Consider the following 17265-nt stretch of genomic DNA (forward strand, 5'->3'; position numbering starts at 1 on the left):
GGAGGCACGTCTGCAGGGGCCGGCGCACCCGGCGCGGCTCAGCCCCCGGGGACCTCGACCGTCGAGGTCAGCGTGGTCACCGACGGGCGCTCGGGGGTGGACCCGAAGCCGAAGCCGGGCTCCGGGGAGACCGGGGCCAGGGGTCCGAGGTCGGTGCCCTGCCAGGTGCCGGTGGCCGAGCGCACCCGGTGGTGGTCGGTGGCGCCGTAGAACTCGCGGCGGCCGTGGGCCGCGCTGCCGCGGGTCCGGACGCCGCGCAGCAGGACCCGGGCGACCGGGTCGGTGACCGCGGTCCACGCGGGCGCCGTGGCCACGGCGCGCGGCACCAGCCGCAGCGCCCAGCCCAGCAGGGTGCGCCGGCCGACGCGGACGCTGAGCCGCAGCTCGGCCGAGCTCACCTCCCACGCCGAGCGGCGCCCCGACCCGGAGACCACCCCGGCGACCGGACCGATGACCACCCGGTCGAAGCGGTAGGTCGTGGCCACGAAGTCGGCCACCTCCTGCGTGGGCGCGAGCAGCACGCGGGTGCCGTCGGGCTCGGCGACCATCACGTCGGTGAAGCTGCCCAGGGGGCTGTCGACCCAGTGCCCGACCACGACGCGCACGCCCGAGCGCGAGCCGACGCCGGCGATCCGTCCCGAGAACCGGTCGCGCCTCATCGGCTCAGGAACCGCGCCCGCAGGAAGCAGAACCCGGCGTAGGACCAGAGCCCGACGCCGACCACCGCCACCAGGATCCGCCCGTAGGGCTCCTGCAGCACCTGCTGCAGCGCCTGGTCGAGCCCGCCGCCCTTCCGGGCGTCGTGCGTGACCCCGGCCACCACGGTCAGCAGCCCGACGAGGCCGAGCGAGAGGCCCTTGGCGACGTGGCCGACCTTGCCCACGACCAGGAACGCCGCGCCGCTCGTGCCGGTCCTCGCCTCGGCGTCGAGGTGCTCGGCGAACTCCTCGGTCCAGCCGCGGCGCGCGAGGTTGGCGGCGTACGCCAGCACGGCGAGCCCGGCCAGCGCGATCAGCCACTGCCCGGCCGGCCAGTCCATGACGGTGGCCGTCCAGCCGCCGCTCCTGCCCGACCCGGCACCGACGGCGACCTTGACGGCCGAGAAGCCGATGACGGCGTACACCACGGCCTTGCCGGCCGACGTGACCCGCTTGCGGGTCCGGCGGTCGCCCTCGCCGCGGTGGCCCCAGCCGGCCTCGATGACGCGCCACACGACGAGCAGCAGCATCCCCAGGGCGACCACCCCCACCAACGTGCGTCCGAGCGGCTGGCGCGCCAGCGTGTGCATCGCGCCCTGGGTGCTGGCGTCCTCGTTGGCGCCCCCGAGCGCGAGCTGCACGCACAGGTAGCCGAGCAGCACGTGGACCACGCCGTAGGCCACGAGGCCGAGCCGCACCGCGTGGTCGAGCCACTCGCTGCGCTCGGCCTGCTCCCCGAGGTCGCGCACGTCGTCCCCGTCGAGCCCGCCGGGACCTCGGCCGGGCCCGGCCGGGCCGCCCCTCACGACTCCAGCTCTCGGAACCACGACTCGGTGACGTAGTCGGTGACCCACCCCATGGAGTGGTAGAGCCCGTCGGCGCCCGTCGGGGAGTCGGCGTCGACCTCCAGGCCGACGCGGTCGCGACCCCGGCGGGCCGCGTCGGCGATGACGGTGTGCAGCAGCGACTTGGCCACGCCGCGGCCGCGGGCGTCGCGGTGCACGCCGATGTAGTCGACGTAGCTGCCCTCGTGGCCGGCGGCGTTCTCGGGCAGCACCGTGCTCACCAGCGCACCGGCCGGCTGCTGCACCCCGTCGACGTCGACGAAGGCCACCCACCAGTGGTCCCAGCGGTGGCCCGGGTCCTCGCGCAGCCGCTGCACGAACTCCGGGAAGCTCTCCTTGTAGGAGTTGAAGTGGTCCTCGAAGCTGCTCTCGAGCATCTGGTGGACGATCTGCAGGTCGCCGGCCACGGGCAGGCCGTTCTCGTGCTGGTCGACGCCCCGGATCAGGACGCCCTCGCGCGCCTCGGGCAGCGAGGCGACCTCGTCCGGGTCGACCGGGCGGGTCATCTGCAACCAGGTGCGGCGCAGGGAGTAGCCCGCCGCCGCCAGCCACTCGCGCTGCACGGCGTCCTCGGCGAAGGGGCTGGCGTCGAGGCGGGTGCCGGGCTCGCCGCGCAGCACGACGATCTCGCGGGCCTGCTCCTCCACCCAGGCGTACGCCGCCGCGGCGACGGCGTCCTGCGTCGGGCGGTCCAGCTCGCGCCGGTCGACGTAGACGTGCAGCATCGTGCGGCCCGCCGCGCGGTCGTGGACCACCACCCAGCCCCGAGCGCTCCCCCCGGGGTCGACGAGCACCCGCTGCCGGCGGGTCCACGACGCCGGACCGGCGATCTCGGACTCCACGGCCTCGCGGTCGACCGAGGACGAGCCCGTCCACGGCTCCTTGTCGGCGCCGCGCAGCTCGGACAGCGCAGCCAGGTCGTCGAGCACCGGCAGCCTCGCGGTCCAGCCGTCGGGCAGGCCCGGGATCGTGGTGGGTCGGGCGGTCGGGTCGGCCGGCGGCGGAGAGGTCACCGGCCCATCCTGCCGGAGTCGGGCCCCCGGCGAGACCCCCAGGGCTTCGCTCACCGCGACGAGTCGCACGTCTCCCGCAGCTGGCGGGCCAGGGGCGCCTCGCGGCGCTCCACCACCGAGCAGGCCAGCACACCGGTGCGGAACCGGCCCACGGACAGGAAGGTGCCGCTGATCCGGGTGACCTCGGTGCCGTCGTTGGTCGGGCCGCCACACACCCGGGCGCTCCAGCGGCCGCGGTAGAAGCGCGCCGCGGCGTACTGCGCGTAGGTCCGGTCGCGCCCGGTGGTGTTCTGCTGGCGGCGGCGCACGAAGTAGGACGTGGGGAGCGGGGCGGTCGAGCTGTCGCGCACGGTGGTGGCCACCTGCCGCAGCAGGGCGGGGTCGACCGAGACCCGCTCGGGCTCCTGGACCCGCACCCCGGGCCGGACGTCGACGACCCGCTGCAGCTCGGTGGGCCCCCGCACGCCGGTGCCGGGGGCGAGCGCCAGCCCCGCGGCGTACACGGGGAGGACCTGTTGGCCGGTGACCTCGACCCGGGTGCGGCCGACGAAGCCGGCCACCCGGCAGGGAGCGTCGGCGGGCACCGCCGCCGAGGGGCTGGCCGACGGGGACCCCGGCGACGGGGACCCCGGCCCGTCCGGGGCCGCCGTCGGGGACGAGCAGGCCGCCAGGAGCAGGACGACGGGCACGAGCAGGGCCCGCGACCCGCGCACGGACCTCAGCCGACCAGCGAGTCGCGGTCGCGCACGATGTTGCCGAGCACGCCGTTGACGAACCCGGGCGAGTCGTCGGTGGAGAGGTCCTGGACGAGCTTGAGGGCCTCCGAGACGGCGACCGCGTCGGGCACGTCGTCGACGAAGAGGATCTCGTAGGCGCCGAGGCGCAGCACGTTGCGGTCGACCGCCGGCATCCGCTTGAGCGACCAGCCCTGGACGTAGTCGGTCAGGACCTGGTCGAGCCGCTCGCGGTGGGCGGTGACCCCCTCGACCAGCTCGGTCGTGTAGGGGTTGAGGGGGCCGTCCTCGCGCACCTCGGCGAGCTGCTCGAGCGGGGAGCGCTCGCGCATCTCGGCGGCGTAGATGACGTCGAGCGCGCGTTTGCGCGCCTTGGAACGCGCAGCCATCAGCTGCTGACGCGACCCAGGTAGGAGGAGTCGCGGGTGTCGACCTTGATCTTCTCGCCGGTGGTGATGAACAGCGGCACGCTCACCTGGGCGCCGGTCTCGACCGTGGCGGGCTTGGTGCCGCCCGTCGAGCGGTCGCCCTGCAGGCCCGGCTCGGTGTAGGTCACCTCGAGCTCGACCGAGGCGGGCAGCTCGATGTAGAGCACCCGACCCTCGTTGGTGGCCACGATGGCCTCCTGGTTCTCGAGCATGAAGTCCTTGGCGCCGCCGACGATCTCGGGGGCGACCTCGAGCTGGTCGTAGGTGCCGGTGTCCATGAAGACGTAGGACGTGCCGTCGTTGTAGAGGTACTGCATCGTCCGCTTGTCGACCGAGGCGACCTCGACCTTGACGTCGGCGTTGAACGTCTTGTCGACGGTCTTGCCCGACTCGATGTTCTTGATCTTGGTCCGGACGACCGCCCCGCCCTTGCCGGGCTTGTGGTGCTGGAACCAGATGACCTGCCAGAGCTGGCCGTCGAGCTTGAGCACCATGCCGTTCTTCAGGTCGTTCGTCGTTGCCATGCGGTGGTCGCACCTTCTGCTGGGGGACGTCGGGCTGCCACGAGGGTCGCTCCGGGGCAGCGCGTCAGTCTAGCCGGGTGTCCGCGACGCGTGGCAGGGTGGCGCGATGCGCCTGACCCACCTGTCACGGACGGTCCCCCGGCTCCTCGTCGGGCTGACCGCTGCCGCCCTCACCTCACCCCTGCTCGCCGCCCCGGCGACCGCCGCCGACGGCCCCCGCCCACCCGGCAACCTCGCCCAGGGCAACCCCGACTTCACCGCCAACGTGATGGCGCCGCTCAAGGTCACCAACTGGGCGGACTTCCGCCACGACCTGGAGGTCGTCGACGGCTACGGCGTCGACGCCGTCAGCGTCGACGTCTGGTGGGGCGACGTCGAGAAGGCCGGCGACAACCGGTTCGACTGGAGCTACTACGACCGCGTCTTCGCCGAGGTCACGCGGGCCGGGCTCGACCTGGCGCCGATCCTGTCCTTCCACCAGTGCGGCGGCAACGTCGGCGACGACTACACCAGCCTGCTGCCGTCCTGGCTGTGGAAGAAGTACGCCGGGCGCTCCTACCGCGGCATCAAGCTGGGCCAGCACGGCCTGCAGCACCGCAGCGAGCAGGGCAACTGGTCGAAGGAGACCGTCGCCGGCTGGGCCGACGGGGTGGTCGCCGGCGAGTACCGCGACTTCACCAAGGCCTTCACCCGCCACTTCGAGGGCCGCTACGGCCGCGACGTCTCGGAGATCAACGTCTCGCTCGGGCCCTCGGGCGAGCTGCGCTACCCGTCGTACAACAGCCACGACACCGGCAGCGGCTACCCCACCCGTGGCGCGCTGCAGTCCTACTCCCCCCTGGCCCAGCAGAGCTTCCGCCGCTGGACCCTGGCCAAGTACGACACCCTGCGCAAGGTCAACCGCGCCTGGGGCACCAGCTACCGCAGCCGCGCCCAGGTGGCCTCGCCGCGCGACGCCGACGCCTTCTTCGAGGACGGCACCTACGCGAGCACGCGCTACGGCCGCGACTACGTCGACTGGTACAACGGCTCGCTGGTCTCCCACGGCAAGCGGATGCTGACCACCGTCTCGAAGGCCCTCGGGTCCGGCTTCCGCTACGCCGACCTCGGCTACAAGGTGCCCGGCATCCACTGGCAGATGGGCCAGGGCTCGCCCTACCCCCGCGCCACCGAGGTCACGACCGGCCTGATCCAGACCAGCGTCGACGAGCAGGCGTGGTCCACCGGCCACGGCTACGCGAAGATCATCGAGCTCGCCGGCAGGATCCCCACCCGCCGCGACGTCGAGATGCACTTCACCGCCCTCGAGATGGACGACAACAACCCGGGCGAGCCGTTCAACGGCGGCCTGCGCCCCTACTCGCTGGCCAAGACCCTGGTCGGGTGGATCGGTGACTACGCCGCCCGCGTCGACACCGACCTCAAGGGCGAGAACGCCCTCAACGGCGGCCTCTACAGCGAGCAGGGCTGGGCCAACATCCAGGACGCCTTCGACCAGTGGGGCTACCTGGGCCTGACCGTGCTGCGCATGCAGGACGTCTCGCGCGACGCCGACGAGATCGCCGACACGCCGTACGACCCGCCGCTCAAGTGGTACGCCGCGTTCATCGACCGGCAGCGCACCTGACCCGGCGCCGGCACCTCCCCGTGCTCCCCGCGCTACTGAACTGAGTTCGGTAGCGTGGGGAGCATGGGTCTCCTCGCACGTCAGGTCCTCGCCGCCGGGCTCGTCGCCAACGCCCTGCGTCCCCTGCGCGGCCTCGGGGGCGGCGTCCCCGCCTTCGTCGGCGGCTGGCTCACCAGCGAGCTGGCGCCCCAGCTGCTCGCCGTGACCGCGGCCGACGTCGCCGCCGAGCTGACCGTGCGCCGGCGTCGCGACGGCCACCCCGACCCCCGGGGCCTGGCCCTGGCCGGCCTCACCGCCGCCGGCCTGACCTGGATGACGCTGGGCGCGCTGCGCTCGGCCAGCCGGGTGGAGACGACCCTGCAGCGCGGGCTCGGCGAGGACTACCTCGACGTCCTCGAGCAGCCGCCGACGGCGGCCGACCTGCGGCTGCACCTGCGCGAGCTGGCCCGCCCCTTCCACCTCGCCGACGACGGGGTCGAGGTGCTCCGGGACCTGGAGTACACCCGGGGCGGACGCCGGGCCCGGCTCGACGTCTACCGACCGCGCGGCGTCGAGCTGCACCGCGCGCCCGTGCTGGTCCAGGTGCACGGCGGCGCCTGGACCATGGGCAGCAAGGAGGGCCAGGGCGTCCTGCTGATGAACCGGATGGCCCGCCAGGGCTGGGTCTGCGTCGCGATGAACTACCGGCTGGCCCCGCGGCACGCCTTCCCCACCCAGGTGGTCGACGTCAAGCGGGCCCTGGCCTGGATCCGGGAGCACATCGCGGACCACGGCGGCGACCCCGACTACCTCGTCCTCACCGGCGGGTCGGCGGGTGGCCACCTCGCCTCCCTGGCGGCCCTGACCCCGGGCGAGCGCGCCTGGCAGCCCGGCTTCGAGGACGCCGACACCAGCGTCGCGGCCTGCGTGCCCTTCTACGGCGTCTTCGACCTCGCCGGCCTCACGGGCGATCGACCCGCCACCACCATGCGCGACACCTTCCTCGCGCCCAAGGTGATCCAGCGCGACCCGGTCACCGACCGCGACGCCTTCGTCGCCGCCTCCCCGCTGGCCCGGGTCACGCCCGACGCGCCGGACTTCTTCGTGCTCCACGGCACCGCCGACACGCTCGTCGACGTGCGCCAGGCCCGGGCCTTCGTCGCGGCGCTGCGGGCGACCTCGCGCCGCAGCGTGACCTACGCCGAGCTGCCCGGAGCCCACCACGCCTTCGAGGTCTTCAGCTCGATCCGCGCCCACCACACCGTGCGGGCCGTCGAGCGCTGGCTGCTCCACCACCGGGCGCTGTGGCTGCACGAGCAGGCGGCCGCCGAGGCCGAGCCGGCGTGACCGAGACTGCTGCCATGGACCCCGACCTGCTCGCGCACGCCCGCGCCACCAAGGGCTTCATGCCCGAGGACGAGGGCGCGCTGCTGCACCGCACCGCCTGCACCCACCTCGTCGACGGTCCGGCGCTGGAGGTCGGCACCTACTGCGGCAAGTCGGCCATCTACCTCGGCGCCGCCGCCCGCACGACCGGCAGCACCGTCTTCACCGTCGACCACCACCGCGGCTCGGAGGAGAACCAGGCCGGCTGGGAGCACCACGACACCAGCCTGGTCGACCCCGCGACCGGGCGCATGGACACCCTGCCCTTCTTCCGCCGGGCGGTCGCCGCTGCCGGGCTCGAGGACGAGGTGGTCGCCCTGGTGGGGCGCTCCACCACCGTCGCGGCCCACTGGCGCACCCCGCTGGCGCTGCTGTTCATCGACGGGGGCCACGCCGAGGAGCCGGCCCAGGACGACTACACCGGCTTCGCCCGCTGGATCGCCCCCGGCGGGGCGCTGGTCGTCCACGACGTCTTCGAGCGGCCCGAGGACGGCGGCCAGGCGCCTTTCCACGTCTGGCAGCGCGCGGTCGCGTCCGGCGCCTTCACCCCGGTGGAGACCGTCGGGTCGATGCGGGTGCTGCTGCGGTCGTCCGGGTCAGCGGGCGAGGACGTCGGCTGAGGCGCCCTCGGCGCAGCCGCACTCGAGCGCGATCTCCTCGAAGTGCGGGGCCAGGTCCTCGCCGCGCATGATCCCCGAGCCGGGGGTGGTGCGCGAGAGCGCGTCGACGGCCAGCACCACGGCGGCGGCGGTGTACGTCGTCTCCTCGCGCGGCCAGACCACCTCGTCCTCGTAGACGTAGCCGGTCCAGTAGCCGCCGTCCTCGTTGCGCAGGTGCTGCATGTCGGCCAGCAGCCGCAGGGCGCGGTCGCGGTCGTCGAGGCAGTCCAGCGACAGCACCAGCTCGCAGGTCTCGGCGCCGGTCACCCACGGGTTGGTGTCGACGCAGCGGATCCCCAGGCCCGGCACCACGAAGTCGTCCCACCGGCCCGCGACGAGGTCGAGGCCGGCCTGGCCGCGCACGGCGCCGCCGAGGACGGGGTAGTACCAGTCCATCGCGAAGCTGCGCTTGTCGAGGAACAGGTCGGCGTGCTCGCGCAGCGCGTGGCCGAGCCGGCCGCCGGCCAGCTCCCAGTCGGGCTGCTGCTCCCCCACCAGCGCGGCCAGCGCCACCCCGGCCCGCAGCGCCTGGTAGATGCTCGAGGACCCCGCGACCAGCGCCTGCTCGTTGACCCGCCCCGGCTGGTCGCCGTCCCACTCCTGCGACCAGGCGATGCCGCCGAAGGGCAGCTGCAGGCCGACCACGTAGTCCAGGCCGCGGCGCACCACCGGCCACAGCCGCTCGACGTACGCCAGGTCGCGGCGCAGCCGCCAGTGGTGCCAGAGCCCGACGGCCAGGTAGGCGCACATGTTGGTCTCGCCGCTCGCGTCGTCCACGACGCCCTGCACGATCCGCATCGGCCAGGAGCCGTCGGGGCGCTGCCACCGCGCGCACCAGTCGTACGCCGCCTCGGCCGTCGCGACCTCGCCGCCCACCAGCGCGCCCATGGCCGCCTCGACGTGGTTCCACACGTCGGTGTGGGCGCCCGGGCTCCACGGGATCGCCCCGTCGGGCTCCTGGGTGCGGGTGATGGAGCGCGCGGTCGCGACCACCTGCTCGGGGGTGAGGAGACCGGGGAGGCCGGGCACCTCGACCGGCTCGCTCACGCGGACGGCTTGCGGAGGTAGAGCACCACGCTCTTGCCGATCAGCGGGTCCAGCGCCCGCTCGGCCCCACGGGTCAGCCGGCTGATCCCGCGGGTGCGCATGATGTCCCAGACCAGCAGCTGGTGGTAGCCGCGGACCAGAGGGTGGCGCTCGCGGTCGACCCCGACCGCACACTTGATCCACCAGTAGGGCGAGTGCAGCGCGTGGGCGTGGGCGTGGCCCTCCAGGACCATCCCCGCGGCCTCGAGCCTGGCCACCAGCTCGGTGCGGGTGTAGATCCGGATGTGGCCACCCTCGTTGGCGTGGTACTCGTCCGACAGCGCCCAGCAGATCCGCTCGGGAAGCCAGCGCGGCACGGTGACGGCCATGGTGCCGCCCGGCGCGAGCACCCGCACCAGCTCGGAGATCGCGGAGACGTCGTCGGGGATGTGCTCGAGGACCTCGGAGGCCACCACCCGGTCGAACTCGCCGTCGGCGAAGGGCAGCGACAGCGCGTCGCCCTGCTTGACGTCGGCCTCGGCGCCCGCGGGCACCTCGCCGGCCTCGCGCATCCCGGCGAACACGTCCGAGACGCCGGAGAGCTCGTCGGCGTCCTGGTCGAAGGCGATGACGTCGGCGCCGCGGCGGTACATCTCGTAGGCGTGGCGCCCCGCGCCACAGCCCATGTCGATGACGCGGTCACCGGGCCGCAGCCCCAGCCGGTCGAAGTCGACGGTCAGCAACGTGCGTCCTCCTGCTCCTCGGGCGCGCCCCCGCGGGCGCGCACCACATCCTCGTACGCCGCCGCGGTGGCCTCCGCGACGGCCCGCCAGCTGAACCGCTCGAGCACCCGGCGGCGCCCCGCGGCCCCCATCCGGGCGCGGCGCTCGGGGTCGTCGAGCAGCGCGGCGATGGCGTGCTCCAGCTCCCCGACGTCGCCGGGGGTGACCAGGTCAGCGCACTCGCCGTCGGGTCCGACGACCTCGGGGATGGCGCCCGCGCGGCTCACGACCAGCGGGGTCTCGCAGGCCATCAGCTCGGCGGTCGGCAGCGAGAAGCCCTCGTAGAGCGAGGGCACGCAGGCCAGCTCGGCCGACCCCATCACCTCGACGAGCTCGGCGTCGCTGATGCCGTGCACGAACCGGACGTGGTCGCGGATGCCGAGCTGGTCGATCAGCTGCTCGGTGCGCCCGCCGGCCAGCGGCCGGGTGACCAGCACCAGCTCGAGGTCGCGCTCGGTGCGCAGCTTGGCGAAGGCCTCCAGCAGCGTGGCGATGCCCTTCATCGGGGCGTCGGCACTGGCCATCGCGACCAGCCGCCCCGGCACGCGCGGCGCCGTCGGCGGCACGAAGACGTCGTCGACGCCCAGCGGGATCACCTGGATCCGCTCGTCGGCCACGCCGAAGTCGCGGACGATGTCGCGCCTGCTCGACTCCGAGACCGTGACGACCCGCTCGGCGGCGCGCGCGACCGTGCCCTGCATGCGCAGGAAGGAGTACCACCGGCGCAGCGTCAGCCGCCTGCGCCACGACGGGGCGGCGGCCAGGTCGACGCGTCGGTCGACGGTGATGGGGTGGTGGATGCTCGTGACCAGCGGCAGCAGCGCGGCGACGTCGCGCATCCCGTGGCCCAGCACCTGGTTGTCGTGGGCGACGTCGAAGTCGCCGGCCCGCTGGGCCAGCAGCCGGGCGACGCGGCGGCTGAAGGTGCGGGGCTCGGGGAACCCGGCCGTCCACATCTCCAGCACCTCGGAGACGTCGAGCAGGTCGCGCAGCTCGCGCGGGTGCGGCGTCCGGAACGGGTCGGGCTCGCGGTAGAGGTCGAGGCTCGGCACCTCGGTCAGCACCACGCCCTCGTCGAGCTCGGGGTAGGGCTGGCCCGAGAACACCTCGACCTCGTGGCCCAGGGCGACCAGCTCGCGGCTCAGGTGGCGGACGTAGACGCCCTGTCCGCCGCAGTGGGGCTTGCTGCGGTAGGACAACATCGCGATGCGCAAGGAGCCTCCTGGCCGGGACGGGCGGGAGCGGCGAGCCTAACTGAACGCGTGTCGATAGCCGTACGCCGGTCGGGCGCCCGGCGACCCCGACGGCCGTGCCCTACGAGCCCTCGCTCGAGTGCCCCGGGAAGACGTGCGCCTCCGGGTCGACCAGCACGGCCGCGTTGTTGACCGCGGTGGCCACCTCGCCGAAGCCCACGGCGATCAGCCGCACCTTGCCGGGGTACTCCGTGATGTCGCCGGCGGCGAGCACCCGCGGCAGGTTGGTCCGCATCGCGGTGTCGACCTTGAGGTGGCGACCCTCGAACTCGATGCCCCACTCCTTCATGGCCGACAGGTCCGCCACGAAGCCCAGCGAGGCCACGACCGACTGCGCCGGGCGGGTGAGCACCTCGCCGTCGGCGGTGGTGATCTCGACCGCCTCGACGTGGTGCTCGCCGAGCAGCCGGGTGACCTGGGCCCTGGTGATGATCTCGGTGCGGCCGGCCACGACGGCGTCGACGGTGGCCTGGTGGGCCCGGAAGGCGTCGCGCCGGTGGACCAGGGTCACCGAGGCGGCGATCGGCTCGAGGTGGTGGGCCCAGTCGAAGGCGCTGTCGCCGCCGCCGACGATGACGACGTCGCGGCCGGCGTACTCCGCGAAGGAGGGGACGAAGAACACCAGCCCCCGGTCCTCCCAGCCCGCGCCGGCGGGCAGCGGGCGCGGCGTGAACTTGCCGATGCCCGCGGTGACGATGACGACCTTCGCGTGGATGGTGGTGCCGTCGTCGAGCTCCATGACCGCGCCCTCGTCGTCGGTCTTGAGCACCGAGGCGGTGCGGCCCAGCAGGTACGTCGGCCGTGCGCTCGCCGCCTGCTCCACCAGCTGCTCGACCAGCTCGCGGCCCTTGACGGCGGGGAAGCCGGCGACGTCGAGGATGAGCTTCTCGGGGTACATCGCCGAGACCTGGCCGCCGAGCTCGGGCAGCGAGTCGACGACCGTGACGCTGAGGCCCCGGAAGCCGGCGTAGTAGACGCCGAACAGGCCCGCCGGGCCGGCTCCCACGATCAGCAGGTCGGTCTCGATCTCGCGGTCGTGCGCTGGCGCCACCTGGCTCACCTCGTCGCTCGGTCGGTCCCCGGGGCCGTCCCGGGGCTCAGAACGCGTCCATCCTGGACACGCGCCACTGTCCCCCATCGCGGGTCACCGTGACCAGTACCCGCGTCTGGTCGCGCCGCTGCGTCATCGAGCCCTGGGCGGAGGTCACCTGGTCGAGGTAGACCAGCGCCACCACCCGCCGAGCGCTGGCCGAGACCACGGCGCTGTCGCGCACCGCCGCCCGCAGCACCACCTTCTCGGCGAGCGCCTCGCTGCGGGTGTCGCGCATGGTGCGGGCGTAGTCCTCGCGGAACCCCGGGGCCAGGTCGGCCTCGACGCGCGTCGCGTCGGCGTCGAACGTGCCCCAGTCGTAGGACAGCACCCGGGCGCTGAGCTCGGCCGCCGCCCGGGAGCCGGGCTCGATGCTGGTGACCGAGGTGACCGGCGTCCGCAGCGTGGGTCGGGCGGCCCCGGCGCCCTGGTCGCGCCACCACCAGCCCAGCGCCGTCGTGGCACCGAGCACCACGACGACCAGCAGCAGCACCAGGGCGGTGCCGGCGCCGGTCCGGCTCGTCCGCTGCCCCACCGCGCTCACCGCACGAACTCCAGCCGGGAGGTCAGCCAGGTGCCCTCGCGCCGCTCGAGCACCAGCCGCAGCCGCTGCTCGCGGGTCTCGTCGCGGCCCCCGGTCTGCCGGTTGCGCGCCGCGACGTCGGCCGCGACCAGCACCACCGCCCGGTCGTCGGCCAGGGACCTCACCCCGACGGCGCGCACGGTGCCGTAGGCGGTGGTGAGGGTGCGGCGTGCCGAGGACACCAGCTCGTCGCGGCCGGCGGCGTACTGCTCGCGGAACTCGCCCGTGGCGCCGGCCAGCACGTCGTCGACGACGGGGTCCATGTCGTGGTGGTCGACCCGCAGGAAGGCCAGTACCTCGGCCCGGGCGGCGTCGGAGACGGTGCGGTAGTCGGTCGACAGCGCCCGCGCGGCCGGTGCGGGCTCGGCGCGCCCCGGCTGGTGGGTCCAGGTCAGCACGGCCGCGACGGCGAGCGCCAGCACCAGGGCGGCCAGCAGCGCGTTGACCACGCCCCACGAGCCTGTCCGGCGTCGTCCGCCCACCTGAAACCGCCTCCCCTGCGACCCGTCGGGCATCGTAGTGGCGCGGCCCTAGACTCCGGCGGGTGAACCAGACCACTGCCGACCCCGGGCCGGGGAGACGCCTGGTCCGTCACCCCTCGGCGCTGCTGCTGACCGCCCAGCTGCTGGCCGTGGTCGCCTACCCGTTCCTCGACGCCAGCCGGCTCGGCTCGGCCTTCCTCGGGGTGATCTCGATGGTCGCGGTGGCCCTGGCCGTCACCGTGGTCCGCAGCACCCCGGCGCTGTCGTTCGTGGCGGTCGCCGTCGGCCTGCCGGCCGTGGTGATGACCGTGGTCGAGGCCGCGCTGCCCACCTCCGACGGGGTGGCGCTGACCAGCGCCCTGCTGCACGCGCCGTTCTACTTCTACGTCGCCTACAGCATCATCAAGTACCTCTTCCACGACGACCACGTCACGACCGACGAGCTCTACGCCATCGGGGCGGCCTTCACGGTCGTGGCCTGGGGCTTCGCCTACCTCTACGTCGTGGTGGCGATCGTGTGGCCCGGCTCGATCGACCCGGTCGCGGCCTCGGGGGCCGGCCGGTTCTTCGACCTGCTGTTCTTCTCCTTCACCAACCTGACCAGCGTCGGGCTCTCCGACATCCTGCCGGTCGGCGACCACGCGCGCTCGGTCGTCATCCTCGAGCAGGTCGCCGGCGTGCTGTACGTCGCCATGGTGATCTCGCGGCTGGTCGCGATGACCGTGCGCAACCGCTAGCCCAGCTGGTCGGCCAGCAGCCGCGCCCGGGTCCGGACCCGGTAGCGGTAGATCTGGACCAGGCCGAGCGCCCACAGGGGGTACTGCGTCGCCATCGCCCAGCGGAACGCCTCGGGGGTGTAGGAGGTGCTGGCCCCGGGCGTGCGCCAGTCGAGCACCAGGCCGATCACCACGACCATGAACAGGCTGGCGTAGAAGCCGCCCTGGTTGATGATCCCGGTGGCGCTGGCCAACCGGTGGGAGGGGTTGGAGGTGCGGCCGACGTCGAACCCGATCACCGAGGCGGGGCCCCCGACGCCGGCGACGAGGACCAGCACCACCAGCACGGCGTACGGCGCGGGGCCGGGCCACGCGAGCACCACCGTCCAGGCGGTGACGATGGCGGCCACGATGGCCAGCACCACGGTGGAGCGGTGCCACGGGTGGGCTCCGACCAGCCAGCCCAGGGCCGGCCCGGAGACCATCATCACGACCACCATCAGGGTCAGCAGCAGGCCGGCCGCCCCGGCGGAGAGACCCTCGCCGCGGACGAAGAACGGGAAGCCCCACAGCAGCGTCATCGTGGTGGCGCTGAACTGGGTGCTGAAGTGCATCCAGAAGCCGAGCCGGGTGCCGGGCTGCTGCCAGGAGGCGGTGAGGCTCTCCCTGACCGCACCCAGCGACAGCGGCGCGCCGCGGAGGTGGCGCCCGTCGGGGGCGTCGTGCAGGACGACGACGAGCAGCACCGCCAGCACCACGCCGATGCCGGCCGCCGTCAGGTAGGAGGTCGTCCAGCCCAGCGTGCTCAGCGCCCACGTCATCGGCACCGCCGCGGCCACGGCGCCGAGCTGGCCGAGCGTGCCGGTGACCTGGGTGACGAAGGGGATCCGGCGCACTGGGAACCACGTGCTGACCAGGCGCAGCACGCAGATGAAGGTCATCGCGTCGCCCATGCCGACGAAGGCCCGCGCGACCAGCGCCACCGGATAGCTGGACGCGAACGCGAACGCCGCCTGCCCGGCCGTCATGAACGCGAGCCCGGCCAGCATCACGCTGCGGGAGCCGAACCGGTCGACGAGCAGGCCCACGGGGATCTGCATCCCGGCGTAGACGAGCAGCTGCAGCATGGTGAAGGTCGCCAGCTGGGCCGCCGAGATGCCGAAGCGCTCGGTGGCGACCAGGCCGGCGACGCCGAGCGAGGAGCGGTGGAACACGGCGAGCACGTAGACGGACAGGCCGACGGCCCAGACCGTCCACGCGCTGCGGTAGCCGGGGGCGGGGGGCGCGCTCACCGGGTGCGGCGCTCGCTCACCGGGTGGCCTCCAGCATCTGGCGCAGCTCCTTCTTGAGGTCCGAGATCTCGTCGCGCAGCCTCGCGGCCACCTCGAACTGCAGCTCGGCCGCCGCGGTGTGCATCTGCTCGGTCAGCGCCTGCACCAGCTCGGCCAGGTCGGAGGACGGGATGCCGGCGGTGTCGGGCAGCTTCTCGTGGAGCTTGCCCATCTTGGACAGCCCCGGCACGGGTGCCTTGCGGGACTTGTCGCCGCGGGCGCCGGTGCCCTGCCAGGTGGCCAGCAGCTCGGCCGTGTCCTCGTCGTCGCGGGCCAGCATCTCGGTGATGTCGGCGATCTTCTTGCGCAGCGGCTGCGGGTCGACGCCGTGGGCGGTGTTGTAGGCGACCTGCTTGGCGCGCCGACGGTTGGTCTCGTCGATCGCCTTCTCCATCGAGGGCGTGATGCGGTCGGCGTACATGTGGACCTGGCCCGACACGTTGCGGGCCGCACGGCCGATGGTCTGGATCAAAGACTTGTCGGAGCGCAGGAAGCCCTCCTTGTCGGCGTCGAGGATCGCCACCAGCGACACCTCGGGCAGGTCGAGGCCCTCGCGGAGCAGGTTGATGCCGATGAGGACGTCGTACTCCCCCATCCGCAGCTCGCGCAGCAGCTCGATGCGGCGCAGGGTGTCGACCTCCGAGTGGAGGTAGCGGCACCGCACGCCGGCCTCGAGGAGGTAGTCGGTGAGGTCCTCGGACATCTTCTTGGTCAACGTGGTGACCAGGACCCGCTCGTTGCGCTCGACCCGGGTGTTGATCTCCGACATCAGGTCGTCGATCTGGCCCTTGGTCGGCTTGACGATGACCTCGGGGTCGACCAGGCCGGTCGGGCGGATGATCTGCTCGACGACGTTGTCGATCCCGCCGCCCTTGGCGACCTCGTAGTCGCCCGGCGTGGCCGAGAGGTAGATCGTCTGGCCGATGCGGTCGAGGAACTCCTCCCACTTGAGCGGGCGGTTGTCCATCGCGCTGGGCAGGCGGAACCCGTGGTCGACCAGGTTGCGCTTGCGGGACATGTCGCCCTCGTACATGCCGCCGATCTGCGGCACGGCGACGTGGGACTCGTCCACGACGAGCACGAAGTCCTCGGGGAAGTAGTCGAGCAGGCAGTTGGGCGCGCTCCCGCGGGCGCGGCCGTCGATGTGCATCGAGTAGTTCTCGATGCCCGAGCACGACCCGACCTGGCGCATCATCTCGATGTCGTAGGAGGTGCGCATCCGCAGCCGCTGGGCCTCGAGCAGCTTGCCCTGCCGCTCGAACAGCGCGACCTGCTCCTCCATCTCGGCCTCGATGCTGCCGATGGCGCGCTCCATCCGCGCCGGCCCGGCGACGTAGTGGGTCGCGGGGAAGACGTAGATCTCCTGGTCGTCGGTGATGATCTCGCCGGTCACCGGGTGGAGCGTCATCAGCCGCTCGATCTCGTCGCCGAAGAACTCCACGCGCACGGCGTGCTCCTCGTAGACCGGGAAGATCTCGAGGGTGTCGCCGCGGACGCGGAAGGTGCCGCGGGTGAAGGCCAGGTCGTTGCGGGTGTACTGGATGTTGACGAGCTGGCGCAGCACGTCGTCGCGGTCCATCTCCTTGCCGACCTTGAGCCGCAGCATGCGGTCGACGTACTCCTGCGGGGTGCCGAGGCCGTAGATGCACGAGACGGTCGAGACCACGATCACGTCGCGGCGGGTCAGCAGCGAGTTGGTCGCCGAGTGGCGCAGCCGCTCGACCTCCTCGTTGATCGAGGAGTCCTTCTCGATGTAGGTGTCCGTCTGCGGGACGTAGGCCTCGGGCTGGTAGTAGTCGTAGTAGGAGACGAAGTACTCGACCGCGTTGTCGGGGAACAGCTGGCGCAGCTCGTTGGCGAACTGCGCGGCCAGCGTCTTGTTGGGCTGCATCACCAGCAGCGGCCGCTGCACCTGCTCGGCGACCCACGCGACGGTCGCCGTCTTGCCGGTGCCGGTGGCGCCGAGGAGGACGACGTCCTTCTCCCCGTCGGTGATCCGCTTGGTGATCTCGGCGATCGCCGTGGGCTGGTCCCCCGCCGGCTGGTAGTCCGACTGCACGTCGAAGGGCGCGACGCGGCGCTCGAGATCGGTCACTGGACGCATGGGAC

At 73.2% G+C, this 17265-nt stretch carries 18 protein-coding genes; 4 read left to right on the plus strand and 14 right to left on the minus strand.

Features of this window, described 5'->3' with window-relative positions; translation table 11 throughout:
- Positions 1-38: 38 nt before the first annotated feature.
- From BLU55_RS06130 to efp, 6 genes are read right to left on the minus strand one after another with little or no spacing between them, the layout of a single operon-like run.
- The gene (locus BLU55_RS06130; RefSeq protein ID WP_091727288.1) at positions 39-659 is read right to left on the minus strand and encodes a hypothetical protein; all 621 of its coding nucleotides are present in this window, start codon (positions 657-659) and stop codon (positions 39-41) included.
- On the minus strand, positions 656-1447 hold the full coding sequence (locus BLU55_RS06135; RefSeq protein WP_172833875.1) for a DUF1206 domain-containing protein: 792 nt from the start codon (positions 1445-1447) through the stop codon (positions 656-658). Before BLU55_RS06135 ends, BLU55_RS06130 begins: the two co-directional genes overlap by 4 nt.
- 53 nt (positions 1448-1500) lie before the next feature.
- Positions 1501-2556, minus strand: a complete 1056-nt coding sequence (locus BLU55_RS06140) for a GNAT family N-acetyltransferase (RefSeq protein ID WP_231917071.1) — start codon at positions 2554-2556, stop codon at positions 1501-1503.
- Positions 2557-2606: 50 nt separating this feature from the next.
- Entirely contained in the window at positions 2607-3269 is a 663-nt protein-coding gene (locus BLU55_RS06145) for a hypothetical protein (protein ID WP_091727294.1), read from the minus strand.
- Between the two features lie 5 nt (positions 3270-3274).
- Complete coding sequence (gene nusB, locus BLU55_RS06150) at positions 3275-3679, minus strand: transcription antitermination factor NusB (protein WP_091727297.1); 405 nt, start codon at positions 3677-3679, stop codon at positions 3275-3277.
- A complete protein-coding gene (gene efp, locus BLU55_RS06155) occupies positions 3679-4242 on the minus strand; it encodes an elongation factor P (RefSeq protein ID WP_091727300.1) in 564 nt (187 codons plus the stop codon). Before efp ends, nusB begins: the two co-directional genes overlap by 1 nt.
- Before the next feature lie 106 nt (positions 4243-4348).
- Here efp and BLU55_RS06160 point away from each other — a divergent pair, with 106 nt between their 5' ends.
- The 3 genes from BLU55_RS06160 to BLU55_RS06170 all read left to right on the plus strand — a co-directional run bounded on the left by BLU55_RS06160 (position 4349) and on the right by BLU55_RS06170 (position 7854).
- Complete coding sequence (locus tag BLU55_RS06160) at positions 4349-5869, plus strand: family 14 glycosylhydrolase (protein ID WP_091727303.1); 1521 nt, start codon at positions 4349-4351, stop codon at positions 5867-5869.
- A gap of 63 nt (positions 5870-5932) precedes the next feature.
- Positions 5933-7195 (plus strand): alpha/beta hydrolase, encoded by a 1263-nt coding sequence (locus tag BLU55_RS06165; protein WP_091727305.1) that lies wholly within the window; start codon positions 5933-5935, stop codon positions 7193-7195.
- Positions 7192-7854, plus strand: coding sequence for a class I SAM-dependent methyltransferase (locus tag BLU55_RS06170; protein ID WP_231917072.1), 663 nt, complete (start codon positions 7192-7194; stop codon positions 7852-7854). The genes BLU55_RS06165 and BLU55_RS06170 overlap by 4 nt, the downstream gene beginning before the upstream one ends.
- Here the strand turns inward: BLU55_RS06170 and BLU55_RS06175 are convergent.
- From BLU55_RS06175 to BLU55_RS06200, 6 genes are all read right to left on the minus strand, one after another.
- Positions 7831-8940 (minus strand): prenyltransferase, encoded by a 1110-nt coding sequence (locus BLU55_RS06175; protein ID WP_091727312.1) that lies wholly within the window; start codon positions 8938-8940, stop codon positions 7831-7833. The two genes, BLU55_RS06170 and BLU55_RS06175, sit on opposite strands and share 24 nt — an antisense overlap.
- The gene (locus BLU55_RS06180) at positions 8937-9662 is read right to left on the minus strand and encodes a class I SAM-dependent methyltransferase (RefSeq protein WP_091727315.1); all 726 of its coding nucleotides are present in this window, start codon (positions 9660-9662) and stop codon (positions 8937-8939) included. Before BLU55_RS06180 ends, BLU55_RS06175 begins: the two co-directional genes overlap by 4 nt.
- Positions 9656-10915: a glycosyltransferase family 4 protein gene (locus BLU55_RS06185; protein WP_091727317.1), complete on the minus strand. Its 1260-nt coding sequence runs from the start codon at positions 10913-10915 to the stop codon at positions 9656-9658. Before BLU55_RS06185 ends, BLU55_RS06180 begins: the two co-directional genes overlap by 7 nt.
- A gap of 100 nt (positions 10916-11015) precedes the next feature.
- A complete protein-coding gene (locus tag BLU55_RS06190) occupies positions 11016-12005 on the minus strand; it encodes an NAD(P)/FAD-dependent oxidoreductase (protein WP_231917073.1) in 990 nt (329 codons plus the stop codon).
- Positions 12006-12051: 46 nt separating this feature from the next.
- A complete protein-coding gene (locus BLU55_RS06195; RefSeq protein WP_091727323.1) occupies positions 12052-12588 on the minus strand; it encodes a hypothetical protein in 537 nt (178 codons plus the stop codon).
- Positions 12585-13076: a hypothetical protein gene (locus BLU55_RS06200; RefSeq protein ID WP_091727326.1), complete on the minus strand. Its 492-nt coding sequence runs from the start codon at positions 13074-13076 to the stop codon at positions 12585-12587. Before BLU55_RS06200 ends, BLU55_RS06195 begins: the two co-directional genes overlap by 4 nt.
- A gap of 95 nt (positions 13077-13171) precedes the next feature.
- Between BLU55_RS06200 and BLU55_RS06205 the strand changes: the two genes are divergently transcribed.
- Positions 13172-13846 (plus strand): potassium channel family protein, encoded by a 675-nt coding sequence (locus tag BLU55_RS06205; RefSeq protein ID WP_091727328.1) that lies wholly within the window; start codon positions 13172-13174, stop codon positions 13844-13846.
- Here the strand turns inward: BLU55_RS06205 and BLU55_RS06210 are convergent.
- On the minus strand, positions 13843-15117 hold the full coding sequence (locus tag BLU55_RS06210) for an MFS transporter (protein WP_091727331.1): 1275 nt from the start codon (positions 15115-15117) through the stop codon (positions 13843-13845). The two genes, BLU55_RS06205 and BLU55_RS06210, sit on opposite strands and share 4 nt — an antisense overlap.
- A 16-nt stretch (positions 15118-15133) precedes the next feature.
- Positions 15134-17260 (minus strand): excinuclease ABC subunit UvrB, encoded by a 2127-nt coding sequence (uvrB, locus tag BLU55_RS06215; protein ID WP_091727334.1) that lies wholly within the window; start codon positions 17258-17260, stop codon positions 15134-15136.
- Between the last annotated feature and the right edge of the window lie 5 nt (positions 17261-17265).

The organism is Nocardioides scoriae (assembly GCF_900104965.1).
Taxonomy (GTDB): Bacteria; Actinomycetota; Actinomycetes; order Propionibacteriales; family Nocardioidaceae; genus Marmoricola; species Marmoricola scoriae.